This is a genomic window from Helicobacter acinonychis (assembly GCF_900461455.1).
Taxonomy (GTDB): domain Bacteria; phylum Campylobacterota; class Campylobacteria; order Campylobacterales; family Helicobacteraceae; genus Helicobacter; species Helicobacter acinonychis.
Window position 1 is genome coordinate 582,931 of record NZ_UGIA01000001.1, and the last position, 20,424, is coordinate 603,354.

The window sequence follows — 20,424 nt, forward strand, 5'->3', positions numbered from 1 at the left end:
TTAGTGCCCCTACTCATGGCATCGCATCAAAAACCACGCTGATCCCATTTTTTAAAATGATAGGGTTTTTTGCGTCAGTGATTTGGATAAAACGCACGCCATTGAGCAAATTAAGAGCGATTTTTTGTTGTCTGTTTTCTTTAGCAATGATTTGAATGATTTTTAAATTTTCATCATAAAAAATGATTTTTGGTTGCCACAAAGGGTTGTTGGAGCTTATTTTTAAATACGCCTTTTGATTCATGCTAAGCCAGTATTTCCCACTCGCTTCCTTAAATTCCACAGGATCGCTATTCAAAATCAAAGCTCTTGCGTTAGGGAGCTTGATTTCTTGTAAGGTAAAGTCGTATTCCCACTCTTTCAAGGATATGCGCCTAATATCCACAAAATTAAAGCCATGCCCTTTCATCGTCTCTATCAAAATGTTAGGGTCTAAAACATATTCCGTTTTAAGCTCGTATGAAAAAATATTCTCGTCCGAAGAACTTTGCATTTTAATGGGCAAAACATACGAATACCCCATCATGCTCAAAGAATTATTGATACTTTTAGCAAACGCTAAAGGGTTGCTTGAAGCCTTGAAAATGATTTTTAGGATGCTTGGCTTGTCAAAATTAAACGATAAAAGCCCATTCTCTTTTAGAGTGTTGAGCAATTTTAAGGAATCCAAACGTCCCATTTGATAGAAATCCTTACGATTTTTAAACAAATGCTCCAAAAAATGCTTATTGATATGATAGGATCGCTCCCCCATTAGATTTTCAATCTTATCATCTAAAGCATCAGCGTTCAAGAATACCCCCCCAACAATAAAAGCTAAAAAAAGATTTTTCATCGCTGGAATGCTTTGTATTGAGACTCATTGATGAGGGTCAAACCTTTGGCTGGCTCGTATAAAAATCGTTTGGTTTTGCTATCGTTATAGTCTTGCTCTTGATTGTTATTCTTAAGAGTGAGATACCCATGCCCGAATCGCAATAACAAGCGGTGGTTTTTGGTTTCTAAAGGAAAACTCTTTTTTAAGATCTTTTGAAAGGAATTTTTCTTCTCATCTAAATCAATCACCTCTACCCAAATATCTTTTTTAGGCGTGATATTAATCGTATCGAGCGTTTCTTTAATGGCTTCTTTTTCTTGTTCTTTTTGTTTTTCTTGTTTTTCTTCTGGATTAGGCGTTGGCTCTAACTCGCCCTCTTTTTTAGGATTTGTTTCATTAAAAGAATGATCTTTGGCGTTGGATGGGACGGATTCTTCTTGCTCTCTTCCTTCTTTTAAAGAAGAGCTGTTTTGAATGATAACAACCGCTAAAACAATGATAATCACCCCTAAAACTAAAACAAAGGGTTTCCATTTGGAAGATTTTTTGGACAATGAAGTGTTAGCCTGATTGATGCTATAATCCAATTCAACTTTCAAAGGGTTTTTGGTTGTTTCTTCAGGGTCTGTTTCTTTATCTTGCTCTTCGCTCACACCCTCTTTAAACACGCACACCTTATCAAATTCTTTCATCCATGCACTCAAATCAAGCTTGTATTCGCGCTCTAAAATCTGTATAAAGCCTTTAGCATGCACCCTTGATAAAGACTCATAGCGTTTTTCTAAAATAGAATGGATGTTTTTAGAAGCGATTTTAGTCGCCTTGCAAATTTCTTGCACCCCAATCTCTCTTAAAATTTGCAAATTTTTATCCAAAGTCTTAAGAGATAATTCTTCTAAAGCCACACCAGAAATGTCTTTAGAGTTTTTTTGAACATCAGAAAGATCTAAATTTTCTAAACTTTTTTTATTCTGTTCCATTCATTGACCACCTAGTTGATTTTATCCATTAAGATCCCTGCTGCCACACTCACATTGAGCGAGTCAAAATCGCGCCGCATTTTTATACTTAATATCGTATCCATTTTAGCAAGAATTTTTTTAGACAACCCCTCATGCTCGCTCCCTAAAAAAAGAGCGCATTTTTTTAAGGCTAAATATTCTTTTGGGCTAGAGCCTTGCATGTTCGCACCTAAACACAAAAACCCACTCGTTTTTAACTCATTGATTAAATCCAGCGTGTTAGGCACGACGCTAAAAGGCAAATCATACATAAGCCCCAAGCTCGATCGCACAATCCCCTCATAAGCCAATTCTTTAGCAAAATCTAAAATAACGCCATCCATACCCAAGCAATACGCGCTCCTAAAAATACCCCCAATATTCCCCACATCCGTAATACTGCAAAGCACTAAAAGTTTTTGAGCTTTTTTAATCTCTTTTAAAGAAATGGCTATGGGCAATTCCACTCTAGCTAAAATCCCTTGATGATTCCCCCCCTTAGCCAAGCTTTGCGCTTTTTTATTATCCACTTTAATGATGTTTGGGCATGCTTTTTTGAGTGCGAAAAAAAGTTTCTTGTCTATTTCTTTAGAAAGATAGATTTCTTGCAACTTTTCTTGATGAGAGTTTAGAATATGCATAACCACCTGTTTGCCATAAATCACTGCTTGCATACTAAACCCCTTTTATTGATTTTTTTCTTCTAACAAACGCTGGCTATAAAGCTCTTTAGCGTTTTGTTGTGTCATAGTGGCTTCAATTTTAGTCTTAATTTTAGGAGGCAAATCCAACTCTAATAACGCCGATAGCCCCATACAAGGCTCTATTTTTTTCTCATTCAAAAGCACTAAAACCCACTCCCCTTGGATATTATTCTTTTGTAACTGCGTCATTATTTGAGAAATTTCTCCTAAATAATAGTGCTGGTGGAGTTTGGTAAGCTCCTTAGCCGCAAACAAATGCATGCCACTAGCCAAATCGTTTAAATCCTTTAAAGTCTCTAACAACCGGTGCGGACTTTCATAAAAAACCACTGGGGTTTTTTCCTCCAAATACGCTAAAGCGTTTAAAATCTTAGCAATTCTTAAGCGCCTTTCCTTACTCTTATGAGGCAAAAAACCGGCGTAAAAAAAGCACCCTTCTAAAAACCCGCTCGCACAAAACGCCGTAGTGAGTGCACTAGCCCCAGGCAACACATCGTATTGGATATTATGCTTTAAAGCGTAAGCGACTAAACTCATGCATGGATCACTCAAGCTTGGCATGCCCGCATCACTCATCACAGCGATTTCTTTGTCAAAAAAAGAAAGCTCTATTTGACTTAAAAACTCTTGGTCATTGTGCGAATGGAAAGCGATAAATTCCCTTTTTTTAGTAGCGATATTAGGGAAAGAATGACCAATAATAGGGTTTTGTGCGAGCAAGTGCAACAGCCTCTTGCTCACCCTTGTATCCTCACACAAAAAAATCTCGCAACGCTCTAGAACTTCTAAGGTACGTAGCGTAATGTCAGCGAGATTACCTATAGGAGTGGGCAAAAAATACAGCACAAAAAACCACGCTTTTTAAAAGAGTTACTTCAAATTGTAGCGTTGCTTAAATTTCTCTACTCTCCCTGCAGTGTCAGCGATTTTATCGCTACCGGTATAGAAAGGGTGGCAAAAACTAGAAATATCAATACGCATTTCAGGTTTAGTGCTTAAAACTTCAATCTCTTTTCCGCTCGTTACGCAAGTGACTTTGCATGGGATATATTCTGGGTGAATGCCTTTTTTCATTCAAATGTCCTTTTTTTAGATTTAAACTTGGGATTATAGCATAAGTCATCACAAATCAAACGCTCTTAAAAGTTAAAAATAAAATTTGCTTTGTTAAAAAACTTATGATAGCATAGTGATTATAGAATCCAACACTTTAATGGCATACGCTATTGGTTAATATCTTGTTGGTTACACTATTTTTTGCCTTATTTTGCTTTTTGTATTCATCTTAATTGAAACAACTAGAAATCTCTTTTTAATTAAATAAAAGGAAATTTAATGAACGAAAACGCGCCTACGCATAAAAGTTCGCACAAAGTCAAAACGCACACGCCAGTGAGCGGTTATCACATTGAAGATTTACGCACTTACCCTACCGAAAAGCTTTTAGAAATCGCTAACAAGCTCAAAGTAGAAAACCCCCAAGAATTCAAGCGGCAAGACTTGATATTTGAAATTTTAAAAACCCAAGTTACGCAAGGCGGATACATTCTTTTTACTGGGATTTTAGAAATCATGTCCGATGGTTATGGCTTTTTAAGGGGGTTTGATGGGAGTTTTTCAGATGGGCATAATGACACTTATGTTAGCCCTTCTCAAATCAGACGCTTTGCTTTAAGGAATGGCGATATTGTTACCGGTCAAGTGCGCTCCCCAAAAGACCAAGAAAAATACTACGCTCTTTTAAAAATAGAAGCTATCAATTATTTGCCTTTAGATGAGATTAAAAATCGCCCTTTGTTTGACAACCTAACCCCCCTATTCCCTGATGAACAAATCAAATTAGAATACGAACCCACTAAAGTTACCGGTAGGATGTTGGATTTATTTAGCCCTGTGGGTAAGGGTCAAAGGGCTTTGATCGTCGCGCCACCAAGAACTGGGAAAACGGAGCTTATGAAAGAACTCGCTCAAGGCATCACTTCTAACCACCCTGAAGTGGAATTGATTATCCTTTTAGTGGATGAGCGCCCTGAAGAAGTAACAGATATGCAACGAAGCGTTAAAGGTCAAGTTTTTAGCTCCACTTTTGATTTGCCCGCAAACAACCACATAAGAATCGCTGAATTGGTTTTAGAAAGAGCTAAAAGACGAGTGGAAATGGGCAAAGATGTGGTGGTTTTATTAGATTCTATCACTCGTTTAGCAAGAGCCTATAACGCTGTAACGCCTTCAAGCGGTAAGGTCTTAAGTGGGGGCGTGGATGCAAACGCTTTACACAGACCCAAGCGCTTTTTTGGAGCCGCAAGGAATATTGAAGAGGGTGGGAGTTTAACGATTATCGCTACTGCGTTGATTGAAACGGGTTCAAGAATGGATGAGGTGATTTTTGAAGAATTTAAAGGCACTGGGAATAGCGAAATTGTTTTAGCGAGAAATATTGCAGACAGGCGCATTTATCCGGCCTTTGATATTTTAAAATCCGGCACACGAAAGGATAATATCTTACTTGGAAAAGACCGCTTGACTAAAGTGTGGGTCTTAAGAAATGTGATGCAACAAATGGATGATGTGGAAGCTTTAAGCTTTGTGTATTCTAAAATGCAACAAACTAAAGACAACGAAGAATTTTTAAATTTAATGAACGAAAAATAAAATCTCTCATTAAAATCCCATTAAAAATAGTGTCATGAAAATAGGCGTTTTTGATAGCGGTGTGGGGGGGTTTAGCGTTTTAAAAAGCCTTTTAAAAGCACAATTATTTGATGAAATCATCTATTATGGCGATAGCGCTAGAGTGCCTTATGGCACCAAAGACTCCGCCACGATCAAGCAATTTAGCTTAGAAGCTTTGGATTTTTTCAAACCCCATGAGATTGAATTGTTGATTGTGGCATGCAACACGGCGAGCGCTTTGGCTTTAGAAACAATGCAAAAGCATTCCAAAATCCCTATTGTGGGCGTGATTGAACCAAGTATTTTAGCAATCAAACAACATGTTAAAGATAAAAACACCCCTATTTTAGTGCTAGGGACAAAAGCGACTATCCGATCTAGCGCTTATGATAACGCCCTAAAACAACAAGGCTATTTGAATGTTTCGCATTTAGCCACTTCTCTTTTTGTGCCTTTGATTGAAGAAAATGTTTTAGAGGGCGAATTGCTAGAAACTTGCATGCGTTATTATTTCGCCCCATTAAAGATTTTTCCTGAAGTAATTATTCTAGGTTGCACGCATTTTCCCTTAATCGCTCAAAAAATTGAGAGCTATTTTGTGGAGCATTTTGCCCTTTCAACGCCCCCCCTACTCATCCACTCTGGCGATGCTATTGTAGAATATTTGCAACAAAAATACGCCCTTAAGAAAAATGTCTATGCATTCCCTAAAATAGAATTTCATGCGAGTGGCGATGTGATCTGGCTAGAACAACAAGCTAAAGAATGGCTCAAATTGTAAAAGGATCTGACATGTTTAAAGATTTTTATCGCACCACTCTCTCTTTTTTAAAGCCTCTATTGCTTTTATTGGGTTTATTGTTGCCGTTTTCGCTTTGTATAGCTGATGAATATATTAGTATAAGGGATGATTGGGATAAAATTGCGCGAAATCATAAGACATATTATTTTGAAAATGGTTTAGACCATTTTAATCAAGGCCAATACAAGCAAGCCTTTAAAGATTTTAGAGAGGCGCAAGAATACGGCATTGGGCTTGGCAATGTTTATTTAGCCAAAATGTATTTGGAGGGAAAGGGCGTGAAAGTGGATTACAAAAAAGCGCAACTCTATGCAAAAAACGCTATCAAAGGGTATGGGAGCGGATTTTTAGGAGGTGCTTTAATTTTAGGGCACATGCAAACAGAAGGCTTAGGGATGAAAAAGGATTTGAAACAAGCGCTTAAGACTTACAGGCATGTGGTTCGCATATTTTCTAATAAAAGCACAAATTTTGCTAACAATTTTAGACCAAACCTTGCGGAATTTACTAGTATGCTTATTGGAACACGATTCATTGATCTTTCAGGTTTGAGCGCGAATCCTGAAAAATTTGGAAAGAAATTTGGAAGACTTACGAGTTTAGCCATTCAAGCTGGGATACCTCATAAGACACCTTCTTGGGAAGATATCGCTGAAATTTCAAACAATATTATTTTGCTCAAACAACAAATGGGGGAGATCCTTTATAGAATCGGAATCGCTTATAAAGAAGGGCTTGGCACCAAAAAGAAAAAGAACAAGGCTAAAAAATTCCTGCAAAAATCTGCGGAGTTTGGTTATGAAAAAGCTATGGAAGCTTTGTAATTTTTAGAATACTACCCAATCTCTACTACCACTTGACTAAAATCAAGCTCTTTACATTAGAACAAAACTAAAAAGCAAAAAATCAATTTTCTCAGCCACTCTTTTTTAAAATAGTGGATTTTTGCCTTACCTTATTTGAAACTTTTAGAATGAGGTTTATCCGCCCATTCATTTTTAACATGAATAAGTGGTGATAAATTCAAAAGGATGGGGTTTGCTCTCCCATGGAAACACTTCGGTATTGAATTTAAGCGATTGGTAGGCTTGGATAAATTCTTCGCTAAAGACTTGCCCCTCTTTTAAATACTGCCTATCGGCTAACATCGCTTCTAATGATCTCCTTAGAGTATGGGGCATTTGTTTGATGCCCTTTTCTCTGATTTCATCTAAAGTCAATTTGAAAAGGTTAATATCCATCGCTTCGCCCGGATCAATCTTATTTTTAACGCCATCAATACCTGCCATTAAAATAGCCCCAAAAGCCAAGTAGGGGTTTGACGAGCTATCTGGGAATCTGAATTCAAACCTCGCGCTAGTTTTAGAAATCCCATAAGGAATACGAACGCTCGCACTCCTATTGTTAGAAGAATAAGTTAGAATAGATGGGGCTTCATAGCCTGGAATTAGGCGTTTATAAGAATTAGTAGAAGCGTTAGTGAAAGCGGCTAACCCTTTAGCGTGGTGCAACACGCCCCCTAAAAAATGCAACGCCAACTCGCTCAAGCCCTTGTAAGTTTCGCCACTAAAAAGGTTTTCATTGTTTTTCCAAATGCTCACATGGGTGTGCATCCCACTCCCATTATCCCCATACAAAGGTTTTGGCATGAAAGTGGCGGTTTTGCCGTTCAAGTGAGCGACCATTTTAACCACATATTTGAGTTTTTGGACATTATCAGCCGCTTCCACTAGATCCCCAAATTTCACGCCCACTTCACCTTGTGCTTGCGCGACTTCATGATGGACAACAAAAGTTTCTAGCCCCACTTGATTCAAGACTTTCACAATTTCAGTGCGAATATCCATCATCGTATCCGTCGGTGGCACAGGCAAATAGCCCCCTTGCTTGCCCGGTCTATGCCCATAATTCACGCCATTTTCAAAACTTCTATCCCTATTCCATTCGCCCTCTTCGCTATCCACTTCGTAGTATTGGGAATTGGAAGCGTCTTTAATCTTAATGGAATCAAAGATAAAAAATTCATTCTCCGCACCAAAATAAGCCACATCGCCCAAACCTAAATCCTTTAAATGCTTTAAGGCTTTTTTAGCGATACTTCTAGGGCATTTTTCATAAGGCTGGTTTTTATACACATCATAAACATCGCAAAACACGACCACGCTCACATCTGCACTAAAAGGGTCAATGAAGTAACGCACCAAATCAGGGGTTAAAATCATATCAGAGTGTTCAATGCTTTGCCAACCTTTAAAAGAGCTCGCATCAAAAGGGATCCCCTCTTTAAACATGTCATGCGTTAAAGCCCCAAAAGAATAAGCGATATGATTCCAAGTGCCTTTAATATCGCTGAATCTAAAATCCACAAATTCCACTTCATTTTCTTTGCAAAATGCAAAAAATTCTTTGATTTTGCTTTCAGTATTTTGAGTTCTTGTTATCATTAATGGCCTTCAATTATACGAGTTTGGTTTGATTTCATAGGGGTGATTATAGCATTTATGGGGTAAAAAAGTAAGATTTGCGTTAAGTTTTCTTAAAGATACATGCGATAAAATTTGAGGGGTATTAAGGGGTATTAATGGAAGCAAACACTATTGACATATTAAACTTTATTCGGTAAAAATCCAGGGGAACAATTTGTCATTCCCATCTATCAGAGGTTGTATAGTTGGGAAAAGGAGCAATGCAAACAATTATGGGATGATATTATAAAAGCTGGTGAAAATGATAAAATGAATGAGCATTTTATCGGCTCTATTTTGTTTGTGCAAAAGCGTGCATGTAGCATGAGCGGTAATGAATTACTCATCATTGATGGTCAACAAAGGCTCACTACCATCACGCTTTTACTCATCGCTTTAAGGAATCATCTAAGCGAAAAAGTTGAAATTTCGGAAAAATTTTTGCCCACAAGAATAGAGAACCGCGATCTCATTGATTATCTCATTGATATAGAGAACTGCTATCTCACTAGTATGGGTAAAAATGGCGATAAGAAATTTAGGCTCATTCTCTCAGAATCCGATCAAGATACCCTATTATCTTTGATTGATGAAAATAGAGAAAAGCCGAGTGAACCTTCGGTAAAAATAGAGCAAAATTTTAAATTATTTCAAGAATGGATCAATAAAAACACCGACAAACTGAAAGCGATTTTTAAAGGATTAAAAAAACTCACAATAGTTTCTATTACTTTAAAAAAAGGGAAAGATGATCCTCAACTCATCTTTGAGAGCATGAACTCAAAAGGTATCGAACTCACGCAAACGGATTTGATCAGAAACTATATCATAATGGAAACAGAGGTTGAAAAACAGGAAGCCTTTTATAAGAAATACTGGAGGGCTATGGAGAAGGATTTTAAACAAAATGAAACATTGTTTAATAAGTTTGTCAGGCATTATCTCACGATCAAAACAGGAGAGATTCCCACTATTAAAAAAGTTTATGTGAATTTCAAAAATTACCAACAGGAAAAGGGGATAGAAATAGAGGATTTATTAAAGGATTTGCAAAAATATTGCGGGTATTTTTGTCAGATCGCATTCAAAAAAGAAGCCAAATAAAGATTTAAACAAGGCTTTAAGCTTTCTTGTAGATTTAGAAATGGATGTGGTGTATCCGCTATTATTGGAGCTTTATAGCGATTATAAGGATGGCGTTTTATCCAAGCAGGATTTTATCCCTATTATCGCTTTAACAGAGAGCTATATTTGCAGAAGGGCGGTGTGTGGGATTCCTACAAATGAACTCAATAAGTTTTTGCCCCTTTTACAAAAAAGATTAATAATAAAAGTCAATACCTTAAAAGCATAGAGGAGCATTTTGGGTCGCTAACAGGGAATCAAAGATTTCCGAACGATTCTGAATTTAAAGATCATTTTATTACGAGAGATTTTTATCATTTTTAAAAAAAAAAATGAATACTTTTTTGAAAGGTTAGAAAATTTTGACACAAAAAGAGCCGGTCGATACTAAGAAATGCACTATAGAACATATAATGCCTCAAACCCTTACTTTAAGAATGGGAAAGGGATTTGGGCGAAAATTTTGAAGCAATACACGAGAAATATCTCCACACAATAGGGAATCTCACTCGAACCGGTTATAACCCTGAGTATAGCAATAAATCTTTCCAAGAAAAAAGGGATATGGAAAACGGCTTCAAACAAAGCCCATTAAAGCTCAATCAAAGTTTGAAAGGTTTGGAATCTTTTGGCGAAAAAGAGATTGAAAAAAGAGCTAATGATTTAGCAGATCTAGCTTTAAAGATTTGGACTTACCCAAAGCTAGACCCTGAAACATTAGAGGAATATAAATCTGAGAAAGCAAAAAAGGTTTATGATTTAAACTCTTATGAATTTAGACCCTATTCAAGGGGGTTATTTGAGATTTTGAGAGAAGGGATTAAAAATCTTGATGAAAGGATAATTGAAAATTTTACGAAACATTACATAACCTATAAGCATGGCACCATTTTTGCGAGCATTGTTCTCTTAAAAGAAAAAGATGAATTAAATTTGTTTTTAAAAATGGAATTTTCTGAGTTGCAAGATGAAATAAAGGAAAAACTAAAGATCAGAGATGTTTCCAATACCGGTCATTTAGGCGTTGGAGATGTGGAAGTAAAGTTGGAAACAAAAGAGAATATCCCTTATTGTTTAGAATTGATCAAACAGGCTTTAGAAAAACAGATGAATGGTAAGAATAGGCAATAAAAACCCAACTTATTAAAATAAAGAGTATAATTACAAACTACTTAAAACTTAAAGGGGATATTAATGAAAGTTCTATTACTAGAAGATGTGAAAAATTTAGGCAAAGCGGGTGAAGTGTGTGAGGTTAAAGATGGCTATGGGAATAACTTCTTAATCGCCAACAAAAAAGCCAAACTAGCCACTAACGAAGTGATCAACAAATACAAAGCCGAAGTTAAAAAGAAAGCTGAAACAGAAGCCCTAGAAAAAGCACAAAAATTGCAAATGGCAGAGACCTTACAAACCGTCACACTAACTATCCATAAAAAAGTCGGTGCGAATGGCTCTTTATTTGGAGCGATCACTAAAGAAGAGATCACCGAGCGTTTGAAAGAACACCATGCAAATTTAAATTTAGATAAAAAAGACATTGAGCTCAAACACCCCATTAAAAGCACAGGGATTTATGAGATTGAAGTCAAGCTTGGATCAGGGATTGTGGGCGTGTTTAAAATTGATGTAGTGGCTGAGTAGAAAATGTTTGAAGCGACGACGATTTTGGGCTATAGAGGGGAATTTAATAATAAGAAGTTTGCGCTCATTGGAGGCGATGGGCAGGTAACTTTGGGTAATTGCGTAGTCAAAGCCAATGCGACTAAAATCAGAAGCTTGTATCACAACCAGGTTTTAAGTGGGTTTGCTGGGAGTACTGCGGACGCTTTTAGCTTGTTTGATATGTTTGAACGCATTTTAGAGAGCAAAAAAGGGGATTTGTTTAAAAGCGTTGTGGATTTTAGCAAAGAATGGCGCAAAGATAAGTATTTACGCCGATTGGAAGCCATGATGATCGTTTTAAATTTAGATCATATTTTTATTTTGAGTGGCACAGGCGATGTTTTAGAAGCTGAAGATAATAAAATCGCCGCTATTGGGAGTGGGGGGAATTACGCTTTGAGCGCGGCTAGGGCTTTAGATTGTTTCGCTCATTTAGAGCCTAAAAAACTCGTAGAAGAATCCTTAAAAATCGCAGGGGATCTTTGCATTTACACCAACACGAATATTAAAATTTTGGAGCTTTAATGTCTAAATTGAATATGACCCCAAGAGAGATTGTCACTTATTTAGATGAATACATCATTGAGCAAAAGGAAGCTAAAAAATTTATCGCTATCGCTTTAAGGAATCGTTATAGGCGTTTGCAACTTGAAAAATCCTTACAAGAAGAAATCACGCCTAAAAACATTTTAATGATTGGCTCTACCGGTGTGGGTAAAACTGAAATCGCAAGAAGAATGGCAAAAATCATGAAACTCCCCTTTGTGAAAGTGGAAGCGAGCAAATACACGGAAGTGGGTTTTGTGGGTCGTGATGTGGAGTCTATGGTAAGAGATTTAGTCAATAACAGCGTGCTTTTAGTGGAAAATGAGCATAAAGAAAAGTTAAAAGACAAGATTGAAGAGGCAGTTGTAGAAAAGATCGCTAAAAAACTTTTACCCCCCTTGCCTAGTGGCGTAAGCGAAGAAAAAAAACAAGAATACGCTAATAGCCTTTTAAGAATGCAACAAAGAATCGTGCAAGGCGAATTGGATAGTAGAGAAATTGAAATTGAAGTGCGTAAAAAAAGCATAGAGATTGACTCTAATGTGCCGCCTGAAATTTTAAGGGTTCAAGAAAACTTGATTAAGGTTTTTCATAAAGAACAGGATAAAGTCAAAAAAACTTTAAGCGTCAAAGAGGCTAAAGAAGCCCTAAAAGCAGAAATTAGCGACACGCTTTTAGATAGTGAAGCCATTAAAATGGAAGGCTTGAAGCGTGCGGAAAGTTCAGGGGTGATTTTTATTGATGAAATTGATAAGATCGCTATAAGCCCTAAAGAAGGAGGCCGTCAAGATCCTAGTAAAGAGGGGGTTCAAAGGGATTTGTTACCAATCGTAGAAGGGAGTGTAGTCAATACAAAGTATGGTTCTATTAAAACAGAGCATATTTTATTCATTGCAGCAGGGGCGTTCCATCTTTCTAAGCCAAGCGATTTGATCCCTGAATTGCAAGGGCGTTTCCCTTTAAGGGTGGAGTTAGAGAATTTAACCGAAGAAATCATGTATATGATTTTAACCCAAACTAAAACCTCTATCATCAAGCAATACCAAGCCCTTTTAAAAGTGGAGGGCGTAGAAGTTGCGTTTGAAGACGATGCGATCAAAGAGTTAGCCAAACTTTCTTATAACGCCAATCAAAAAAGCGAAGATATAGGCGCTAGAAGGTTGCACACCACCATTGAAAAAGTGCTAGAAGACATTAGTTTTGAAGCGGAGGATTATTCTGGGCAAAAGGTGACTATCACTAAAGAATTAGTCCAATCAAAGCTAGGGGATTTAGTGGCTGATGAAAATTTAGTGAAGTATATTTTATAATGAAAACTAAGGTGGGCTTTGTAGCTCTTATAGGCAAACCAAACGCTGGAAAAAGCACTCTTTTAAACACTTTATTAAACGCTCATTTAGCTCTCGTTTCGCATAAGGCTAATGCGACAAGAAAATTAATGAAATGCATTGTGCCTTTTAAAGATAAAGAAGGTTATGAGAGCCAAATCATTTTTTTAGACACGCCAGGACTCCACCATCAAGAAAAATTACTCAACCAATGCATGCTCTCACAGGCGTTAAAAGCGATGGGCGATGCTGAATTGTGCGTCTTTTTAGCTTCTGTGCATGATGATTTAAAAGGGTATGAAGAGTTTTTGAATTTGTGTCAAAAACCCCACATTTTGGCTTTAAGTAAGATTGATACAGCCACGCATAAGCAAGTTTTACAAAAATTACAGGAGTATCAACAATACGCATCGCAATTCTTGTCTCTCATACCTTTGAGTGCGAAAAAATCTCAAAATTTAAATGCACTTTTAGAATGCATTAGCGAACATTTAAGCCCTAGTGCATGGCTTTTTGAAAAGGATTTAATGAGCGATGAAAAAATGCGCGATATTTATAAGGAAATCATTAGAGAGAGTTTGTTTTGTTTTTTGAGCGATGAAATCCCTTATGAAAGCGATGTGATCATCGATAAATTTATAGAAGAAGAATGTATAGATAAGGTGTATGCACACATCATCGTAGAAAAAGAAAGCCAAAAAAAAATCGTGATAGGCAAAAATGGGGTGAATATCAAACGCATCGGGACTAACGCACGGTTGAAAATGCAAGAAGTGGGCGAAAAAAAAGTTTTTTTAAACTTGCAAGTGATCGCTCAAAAATCATGGAGCAAGGAAGAAAAGAGCTTGCAAAAACTGGGTTATATTTATCAAAGGAATAGGGATTGAAAAAAATATTATCGGCTCTGTTAATGGGCTTTGTGGGATTGAGTGCTAGTGATCGTTTGTCAGAAATTGTGCGGCTTTATCAAAAGCAAGGCTTAGAAGTGGTGGGTCAAAAGCTAGATTCTTATTTAGCGGATAAATCTTTTTGGACAGAAGAGCTTCAAAATAAGGACACGGATTTTGGCTATTATCAAAACAAGCAGTTTTTATTTGTCGCTGATAAGTCTAAACCCAATTTAGAGTTTTATGAAATCAATGACAACATGCTTAAAAAAATCAATGGCTCTAAAGCCCTCGTAGGTTCTAAAAAGGGCGATAAAACTTTAGAGGGCGATTTGGCTACGCCTATTGGAGTGTATCGTATCACGCAGAAATTAGAGCGCTTGGATCAATACTATGGCGTTTTAGCTTTTGTAACGAATTACCCTAATTTGTATGACACCTTGAAAAAACGCACTGGGCATGGCATTTGGGTGCATGGAATGCCTTTAAATGGCGATAGGAATGAATTGAACACCAAGGGTTGCATTGCGATTGAAAATCAACTTTTAAGCTCTTATGATAAAATATTGAAAGGCGAAAAAGCGTTTCTTATCACCTATGAAGACAAGTTTTTCCCTAGCACTAAAGAAGAATTGGCTATGATTTTAAGCACCCTTTTTCAATGGAAAGACGCTTGGACTAAAGGCGATTTTGAACGCTACATGAGTTTTTATAACCCCAATTTCACTCGTTATGACGGCATGAAATTCAACGCTTTTAAAGAGTATAAAAAAAGGGTGTTTGCGAAAAACGAAAAAAAGAATATCGCTTTTTCTTCTATCAATGTGATCCCTTACCCCAACTCTCAAAACAAACGCTTGTTTTATGTGGTGTTTAACCAAGATTACAAAGCCTACCAACAAAACAAGCTCTCTTATAGCTCCAATTCTCAAAAAGAACTCTATATAGAGATTGAAAACAATCAAGCGTCTATTGTGGTGGAAAAATAAGTTAGAGATAGGCACTAAGGTCAAAGCCACGATAAAAGACAAAGTAATGGAAACTAAAGTCATTGGCATTGGAAATAATCGTGTAACTTTGCGGAGTGAAAAAGGAATGAAGCTTTAAAAATAACAAATGATTAAGAAATATTAATTAGAATCATGAAGAGAGAATTTTGGGAGTTATAAGAGTGAAGCATGACATTGGTTTTATAGATGTGAGCGTTCCGTATTAGGGATATAAATTTAAGGCTTTGTTTGGAAAGAATTGAAGATGTGGGGGGATTCGCTTTGTTTTGCTTGCGTGCTTTTGGAGATGGATTAAATCTTAATGAATTACCACAAGTTACAGAGATTGATCCTATAACCATCCAAAAACACCTAGATTTTTTAGTAAAGTGGGGTTCTGTAGATGAAAAACATAAGATCAGCACTTATGGGCACACCATTTTAAATTTACATGCTAAAACCAAAGAATTTAACCGCACAGATTGGGTGGTATTTTTGGAAAATGCAGTGACAAAAGAAGTAAAAAGATGGCGTGAATATGAGGATCTAGTAGCTCATCATCGTGGGTGACTCATCGTAGGAGAAGATTTAAACCCACAAGAATTTAAGGAACTTTACAATGCACGCAAGGATATTAATTAGGTATTGTGCTTATTAAGATCATGCAAAAGACTTTAAGGATGTGTCAAATGAGATCGGAGTGCGTTTAGAACCAAAGGATAAGAACGGTTTTTAGTTTTTAAGATCGATTCAAAGGCACTAGTGCCTACAAAGATCAAAGGGAGAACACATGTCCGCACAACCCATGGGGATCAGGAGTGTTTTATGGAAGTAGAAACACTCTGCAAACAATCATGATAAGTATCGATCTTTTCAAAACTGATGGATGTTGTGCGTGGCATGTGCAACACAAAAATCATCTATAGTGCCATACGCTATGGAACAAAAGGATTTGCTAAGTAAGTCCGGTCTTAATCTGTATGGATGTAGCGCTTAGTTTAGCTGATATGATCCACTCCTATGGTCAATATCGTGCCGCTAAAGAACAGACCAAACAACTAGAAATAATACGCAGTAATTTAAGAAAGCAATATGAAAATCTTTTGGTAGAGTTAAAATTAGAAAAACAGAAGATCAGATTACAGCTTGCTCAAGACTTAGAAAGAATAGATGCTAGAATGTGCAATCGTGCGGACAAGAACATCTGCTTAAATTGGCTTATGAGAGCAGCTTTAAAATTTTAAAATGCATCAAGGAACATTTAGACGAGTATGAGAAAAAATTCCCTTATGACAATGCCTAGAGAGTGGTGGCTTTGCACCAAAGATACCACGAAGCACTCACAGAATGCCACTAAAATGCAAGAGTGGATGGAAGAGAGACAAGAAAATATTAACAAGGCTCGGCGCTTTATCACCAAGACTCAAAACAAAATAAAGGAGATATAATGCAAGATAGATGAGATTTTAACGCATATCCAAACTATGGAACCAAACCATCTCTTGCCCCAAGACTTTCTCTATGTTGGAAAACTTGCTTGTGTCAATAAAAGTGAAATTTATGCACATGGTGGAGATAAAGAAAGCGGATGGAATATTTATGGGCAACGCATGAGTTTAGCATTTGGAGAACATGAAAAGAAGTTATGGGGTTCTTATAACCCCCAAGAGAAATTTTATATTCTGATCACATCGCAAAATAAAAAAGACTCCCAATTTTTCCAAGCTGATTTGTGTAAAGGTTTGCCTTATAAGCCCATTTTAGAAGAGAGTGTTTTTTGAAGTGTCGCCTAGGTATGAATATGTAATTGATCGGAAAATGACCAAGTGTTTGTTTCATGGGATACAACTCCTACTACCCATTGAATACAAGGAATTTAAATATAAGAAGTATACGCCAAGAGATACTTTCAGGGTGTGGGTAATATTATGACAGCTTGTTAGAAAGCGATACATACGCTTTCTAATCATCTCGTGTTGCAAGAGATTAGAGAACTACCTGAAAATTTCACTGAAAAACTCAATGACAAAATTTTTCCCCTAGAACAAGGAATCACTTTTATGTATACAAAAGATCGAATGCATTATGATGAATTGGCGGTGGCACGCAGTGTGAGTGTGGAGGACATGCTAATCTATATTCAAACCAAGATGCGTTTAAGCCAACATCAAGAACTTGAGTATGACCCTTTTAAAAAATGGCAACAAATCATTGAACATCAAATTCAAACTAATTCTTACACTCAAGTGGATTCAATCTTATATGCAAAATAATCATCTATATACTTTCAACTACCGATTCCATTTTAATAGATAGAACAACTGAAGCGAAGGTGAATGGTTTTATTGGTGAAAAGCAATCCAAAGAATAGGCAAAGTGATCGGCGGAGTTGATAAAACCAAACAATGAGATCTGCATAAAATTTAAAACTATGGGTGTTGAATTCCCACAAGAAGGCTATTTACTTTTAAAGACAGATTATAGTGCCCCTTTGGAGCGACAAAAAAGAGCATTAGAACGGTTCAATAAAACGAGATTGTTAATCAGGATTTCAAGCGTTTCTTACTCAATCCAAAGATAATTTTCCATACCCCCCTTCGCATACGCCTTGAAAAGTTTTATAATCAGCAACTAACAAAAAATCAGCAAGAGATTGTCTTAAAAGCTCTCAATGAAAAGAATATCTTTTTAATCCAAGGTCTCCCAGGGGCAGGCAAAACAACCGTGATTAAAGAAATCGTATTTCAAATTCTCAACGCTAGCCGTTTTGCTAGGGTGTGTATTATCTCTCAGCAAAATATAGCTGTAGATAATGTGTTGAACGGCTTGCAAGTAGGGTATTAGATCAATGGTGCGTATCGGTAAAGAAGATAAGGTGCAAGATGAAAACATCAAACCCTATCTTTTGGAAACTTGGTGGTCATCTTATACAAAAAAAAGATAGTAAGAAAAGACAACACAGAATCCAACAAATGCATCCAAAAACACCGATTTACACCACTATATGAAAGAATGGCATGAGCGTATAAAAGACAAGGATTTTAAAGATATTGATATATTGATGATGGCATCAAACAACTTTTAGTGAGTCAGCATCAAATCCTAGGGGTACTTGTGTTGGGCTTGCTGCTAAAAATATTGGGATTGAATTGATGGAATTTGATGTTACCATCGTGGATGAGGTGGGCAGGACCACAGCACCAGAAATCTTGATTCCTGCACTTCGCACTAAAAATTGATCCTAATAGGCGATCACCACTAGCTCCCACCTAGCCACCTAGCATTGACAAAACATCTCCTAAAACAATTAGAGAGCGATAATATTCAAAATTCAGACGCCATTGATCGCTAATTATTGCAAGAGAGTTTTTTGAAAATCTCTATAAGCATATTCCAAAGAATAACAAAGCCATGCTCAACGAACAATTTAGAATGCCTACCCCTATTGGATCGATGGTTAGTCAGCTTTTTTATGAAAGGAAACTTAAGAACGGAGCGATCAAAAACATCTCGCAATTTTACAATCCTAAGAATATTATCCGTTAGATTAATGTTGAAGGGGAGCATAAACTAGAAAAAACAAGCAGTTATAACAAAGCCCAGATTCAAAAAATCATAGAGCTTTTAGAGCAGATCGATCACACTCTTAATCAAAGAAAAATTAGAAAAACCATAGGGGTTATCACACCTTATCGCACGCAAAAAAGACGCTTGCGATCAGAGATGCAAAAATGCGACTTCAAGAATTTTGGCAAACCCAAAATAGACACCGTGGATGCTTTTTAGGGCGAGAAGGTAGACATTATTATTTATTCCACCGTAAAAACTTATGGCAATCTTTCTTTCTTACTAGATTCTAAACGCTTGAATGCAGCTATTTCTAGAGCAAAAGAAAATCTCATTTTTGTGGGTAAAAAGTCTTTCTTTGAGAATTTGCAAAGCGATAAGAATAATATCTTTAGCACTATTTTGCAAGCCTGTAGATAGATAATTTATTTCTAAATATAACCATTAGATATTTTCTATCTCAAAAAACGCTCTAATTTACAAACTTATTTTTTTGAATGTTTCACTTTATGGTGAGCCATAACCTTATAATCTACCAATCCATCGCATGACTTTAAAAATATTCAAAGATCCTAGATGAGAGCTTGAGTTAGATTGACTTTAGTTTATTTTAATTTTTCTTTATTTTGGGATATTTTGAAATGTTTGACTCAATCAGCCTTCAGCAAAAAGAACCAAAACATTTTTTAAGAATAACCCCCCTAAAACCTGCTATCCCAATGGGTTTGATCGGTAAAATAAGGGCTACCAAAGTCCTTAGGTGTGTAGTGCAATTCTTTTTCTATGGAAGCGTCTTTAATGCAAGCAACACGCAGAGCGTCAAAGCGAGTCTCAACGCTAGCACAACCGCCGAGTAAAGATGCACCGACGAACACGCCATTTCTAATCGTTTTCATTTTATATCCTTTTGTTTTAAAATTTTTTAATAACTTAAATATTTTAAATTATCTAGCTAGGATAATAAGACTTATTATTAAACAAAAAGTAAATGAAACCAAAACCAATCAAAATCGCATTTTAAAACCTACCATTGAGTGGGATTAAGAAACGCTTTAACTATTTTATAAAAGGACTCATTTCAATCAAAAATCTCGTTGATTTCATATTTTTTAGCAGCTTTATCTTTAAGCCATAGAGCCACTTCTAAAGCCCCTTTAGCAAAAATAGAACGATTGGTCGCTGTATGGCTAAGCTCTATGTATTCGCCTTCTAAATAAAACCCTATCGTGTGCTTTCCAGCGACATCGCCCCCCCTTAAAGCGGCTACGCCAATACTTTCTTTAGAGCGCAAACCTTCCCTATGAGTGGTAAGAGCGTTTTTTTCATCATACCCCCTAGCCTTAGCACAAGTTTGATACAAACTCAACGCAGTGCCACTCGGAGCATCTTTTTTAAGATTATGGTGTGTTTCTACAATTTCAATATCCGCATCTTTTAATTTCAAAGAAGCTAAAAAGGCTAATTGATTAAGAATAGCGATCCCAATAGACATGTTGTGTGCATGCAAAAGCGGCGTTTTTAGGGCTAAATTTTGCATTTTTTCTAGCGTTTTTTCTTCCAAACCGGTTGTGCCAGAGACTAAAATTTTAGGGCATTCTAAAAGAGTGTCTAGCAAGCTATCCACACCTTTAGGTAGAGAAAAATCAATCACGCATTCGCAAGCTCTCACAAACGCTTTTAAATCATTGGTTACTAGGGGTTTGTGTGAAAAAGAGCTAAAATCTATTTCGCATTTTTGCCGCACAAACACGCTAGATAGCACTAATCCTTTATACCCCCCTTTCAATTCTTCTAAGAGTAATTTCCCTATACGACCGCTCGCTCCATAAACACCGATTTTCATGCGACTTCCTTG

At 36.7% G+C, this 20,424-nt stretch carries 22 protein-coding genes and 2 pseudogenes; 16 read left to right on the top strand and 8 right to left on the bottom strand.

Translation table 11 applies throughout. The features are described from left to right. Positions 1 to 13: 13 nt before the first annotated feature. The 5 genes from DYI00_RS02685 to rpmE are packed head-to-tail and all read right to left on the bottom strand — an operon-like array spanning position 14 to position 3,596. The gene (locus tag DYI00_RS02685) at positions 14 to 835 is read right to left on the bottom strand and encodes a hypothetical protein (protein ID WP_011577765.1); all 822 of its coding nucleotides are present in this window, start codon (positions 833 to 835) and stop codon (positions 14 to 16) included. After that, positions 832 to 1,797, bottom strand: a complete 966-nt coding sequence (locus tag DYI00_RS02690; protein WP_011577766.1) for a hypothetical protein — start codon at positions 1,795 to 1,797, stop codon at positions 832 to 834. Before DYI00_RS02690 ends, DYI00_RS02685 begins: the two co-directional genes overlap by 4 nt. A gap of 11 nt (positions 1,798 to 1,808) precedes the next feature. Further along, positions 1,809 to 2,492, bottom strand: coding sequence for a 23S rRNA (guanosine(2251)-2'-O)-methyltransferase RlmB (gene rlmB / locus DYI00_RS02695; protein WP_011577767.1), 684 nt, complete (start codon positions 2,490 to 2,492; stop codon positions 1,809 to 1,811). A gap of 12 nt (positions 2,493 to 2,504) precedes the next feature. Then, complete coding sequence (gene rsmI / locus DYI00_RS02700) at positions 2,505 to 3,368, bottom strand: 16S rRNA (cytidine(1402)-2'-O)-methyltransferase (protein WP_011577768.1); 864 nt, start codon at positions 3,366 to 3,368, stop codon at positions 2,505 to 2,507. A gap of 24 nt (positions 3,369 to 3,392) precedes the next feature. Further along, entirely contained in the window at positions 3,393 to 3,596 is a 204-nt protein-coding gene (rpmE, locus tag DYI00_RS02705; protein ID WP_000715278.1) for a 50S ribosomal protein L31, read from the bottom strand. 261 nt (positions 3,597 to 3,857) lie between these two features. On the opposite strand from rpmE, the gene rho reads away from it, so the two are divergent. From rho to DYI00_RS02720, 3 genes are read left to right on the top strand one after another with little or no spacing between them, the layout of a single operon-like run. After that, complete coding sequence (gene rho / locus DYI00_RS02710) at positions 3,858 to 5,174, top strand: transcription termination factor Rho (RefSeq protein ID WP_011577769.1); 1,317 nt, start codon at positions 3,858 to 3,860, stop codon at positions 5,172 to 5,174. A 34-nt stretch (positions 5,175 to 5,208) separates the two neighbouring features. Beyond that, complete coding sequence (gene murI, locus DYI00_RS02715) at positions 5,209 to 5,976, top strand: glutamate racemase (protein WP_011577770.1); 768 nt, start codon at positions 5,209 to 5,211, stop codon at positions 5,974 to 5,976. Positions 5,977 to 5,987: 11 nt separating this feature from the next. Next, positions 5,988 to 6,821, top strand: a complete 834-nt coding sequence (locus DYI00_RS02720; protein WP_011577771.1) for a tetratricopeptide repeat protein — start codon at positions 5,988 to 5,990, stop codon at positions 6,819 to 6,821. A 174-nt stretch (positions 6,822 to 6,995) separates the two neighbouring features. On the opposite strand, the gene glnA is transcribed toward DYI00_RS02720, so the two are convergent. Then, positions 6,996 to 8,441 carry a type I glutamate--ammonia ligase gene (gene glnA / locus DYI00_RS02725; protein ID WP_011577772.1) on the bottom strand — a complete coding sequence of 482 codons (1,446 nt, stop codon included), beginning with the start codon at positions 8,439 to 8,441 and terminating at the stop codon, positions 6,996 to 6,998. 137 nt (positions 8,442 to 8,578) lie between these two features. Here glnA and DYI00_RS08345 point away from each other — a divergent pair. The 13 genes and pseudogenes from DYI00_RS08345 to DYI00_RS08380 all read left to right on the top strand — a co-directional run bounded on the left by DYI00_RS08345 (position 8,579) and on the right by DYI00_RS08380 (position 18,989). Next, positions 8,579 to 10,718, top strand: a pseudogene (locus DYI00_RS08345) (GmrSD restriction endonuclease domain-containing protein). A gap of 63 nt (positions 10,719 to 10,781) precedes the next feature. Beyond that, complete coding sequence (gene rplI / locus DYI00_RS02740) at positions 10,782 to 11,231, top strand: 50S ribosomal protein L9 (protein WP_011577776.1); 450 nt, start codon at positions 10,782 to 10,784, stop codon at positions 11,229 to 11,231. A gap of 3 nt (positions 11,232 to 11,234) precedes the next feature. Further along, positions 11,235 to 11,777: an ATP-dependent protease subunit HslV gene (gene hslV, locus DYI00_RS02745; RefSeq protein ID WP_011577777.1), complete on the top strand. Its 543-nt coding sequence runs from the start codon at positions 11,235 to 11,237 to the stop codon at positions 11,775 to 11,777. After that, on the top strand, positions 11,777 to 13,108 hold the full coding sequence (gene hslU / locus DYI00_RS02750; protein WP_011577778.1) for an ATP-dependent protease ATPase subunit HslU: 1,332 nt from the start codon (positions 11,777 to 11,779) through the stop codon (positions 13,106 to 13,108). Before hslV ends, hslU begins: the two co-directional genes overlap by 1 nt. Next, positions 13,108 to 14,013 carry a GTPase Era gene (gene era, locus DYI00_RS02755; protein ID WP_172460799.1) on the top strand — a complete coding sequence of 302 codons (906 nt, stop codon included), beginning with the start codon at positions 13,108 to 13,110 and terminating at the stop codon, positions 14,011 to 14,013. Before hslU ends, era begins: the two co-directional genes overlap by 1 nt. After that, positions 14,010 to 15,002 (top strand): cell shape-determining L,D-carboxypeptidase Csd6, encoded by a 993-nt coding sequence (gene csd6 / locus DYI00_RS02760; RefSeq protein WP_011577780.1) that lies wholly within the window; start codon positions 14,010 to 14,012, stop codon positions 15,000 to 15,002. Before era ends, csd6 begins: the two co-directional genes overlap by 4 nt. Before the next feature lie 249 nt (positions 15,003 to 15,251). Continuing rightward, entirely contained in the window at positions 15,252 to 15,572 is a 321-nt protein-coding gene (locus DYI00_RS08350; RefSeq protein WP_225236261.1) for a hypothetical protein, read from the top strand. Positions 15,573 to 15,982: 410 nt separating this feature from the next. Beyond that, positions 15,983 to 16,246 carry a hypothetical protein gene (locus DYI00_RS08355; protein WP_225236247.1) on the top strand — a complete coding sequence of 88 codons (264 nt, stop codon included), beginning with the start codon at positions 15,983 to 15,985 and terminating at the stop codon, positions 16,244 to 16,246. A 27-nt stretch (positions 16,247 to 16,273) separates the two neighbouring features. Next, positions 16,274 to 16,450 carry a hypothetical protein gene (locus DYI00_RS08360; RefSeq protein ID WP_011577782.1) on the top strand — a complete coding sequence of 59 codons (177 nt, stop codon included), beginning with the start codon at positions 16,274 to 16,276 and terminating at the stop codon, positions 16,448 to 16,450. A gap of 36 nt (positions 16,451 to 16,486) precedes the next feature. Next, complete coding sequence (locus DYI00_RS08365; protein ID WP_011577783.1) at positions 16,487 to 16,783, top strand: hypothetical protein; 297 nt, start codon at positions 16,487 to 16,489, stop codon at positions 16,781 to 16,783. Between the two features lie 279 nt (positions 16,784 to 17,062). Further along, positions 17,063 to 17,275: a hypothetical protein gene (locus tag DYI00_RS08370; RefSeq protein ID WP_231899497.1), complete on the top strand. Its 213-nt coding sequence runs from the start codon at positions 17,063 to 17,065 to the stop codon at positions 17,273 to 17,275. Positions 17,276 to 17,684: 409 nt separating this feature from the next. Continuing rightward, positions 17,685 to 17,846 (top strand): AAA domain-containing protein, encoded by a 162-nt coding sequence (locus DYI00_RS08375; RefSeq protein WP_231899510.1) that lies wholly within the window; start codon positions 17,685 to 17,687, stop codon positions 17,844 to 17,846. 567 nt (positions 17,847 to 18,413) lie between these two features. Then, positions 18,414 to 18,989: pseudogene (locus DYI00_RS08380) on the top strand (DEAD/DEAH box helicase). 281 nt (positions 18,990 to 19,270) lie between these two features. Here the strand turns inward: DYI00_RS08380 and DYI00_RS02800 are convergent. After that, positions 19,271 to 19,465, bottom strand: a complete 195-nt coding sequence (locus DYI00_RS02800) for a hypothetical protein (protein ID WP_041600198.1) — start codon at positions 19,463 to 19,465, stop codon at positions 19,271 to 19,273. A 182-nt stretch (positions 19,466 to 19,647) separates the two neighbouring features. Beyond that, entirely contained in the window at positions 19,648 to 20,412 is a 765-nt protein-coding gene (gene dapB, locus DYI00_RS02805) for a 4-hydroxy-tetrahydrodipicolinate reductase (protein WP_011577787.1), read from the bottom strand. Positions 20,413 to 20,424 lie beyond the last annotated feature (12 nt).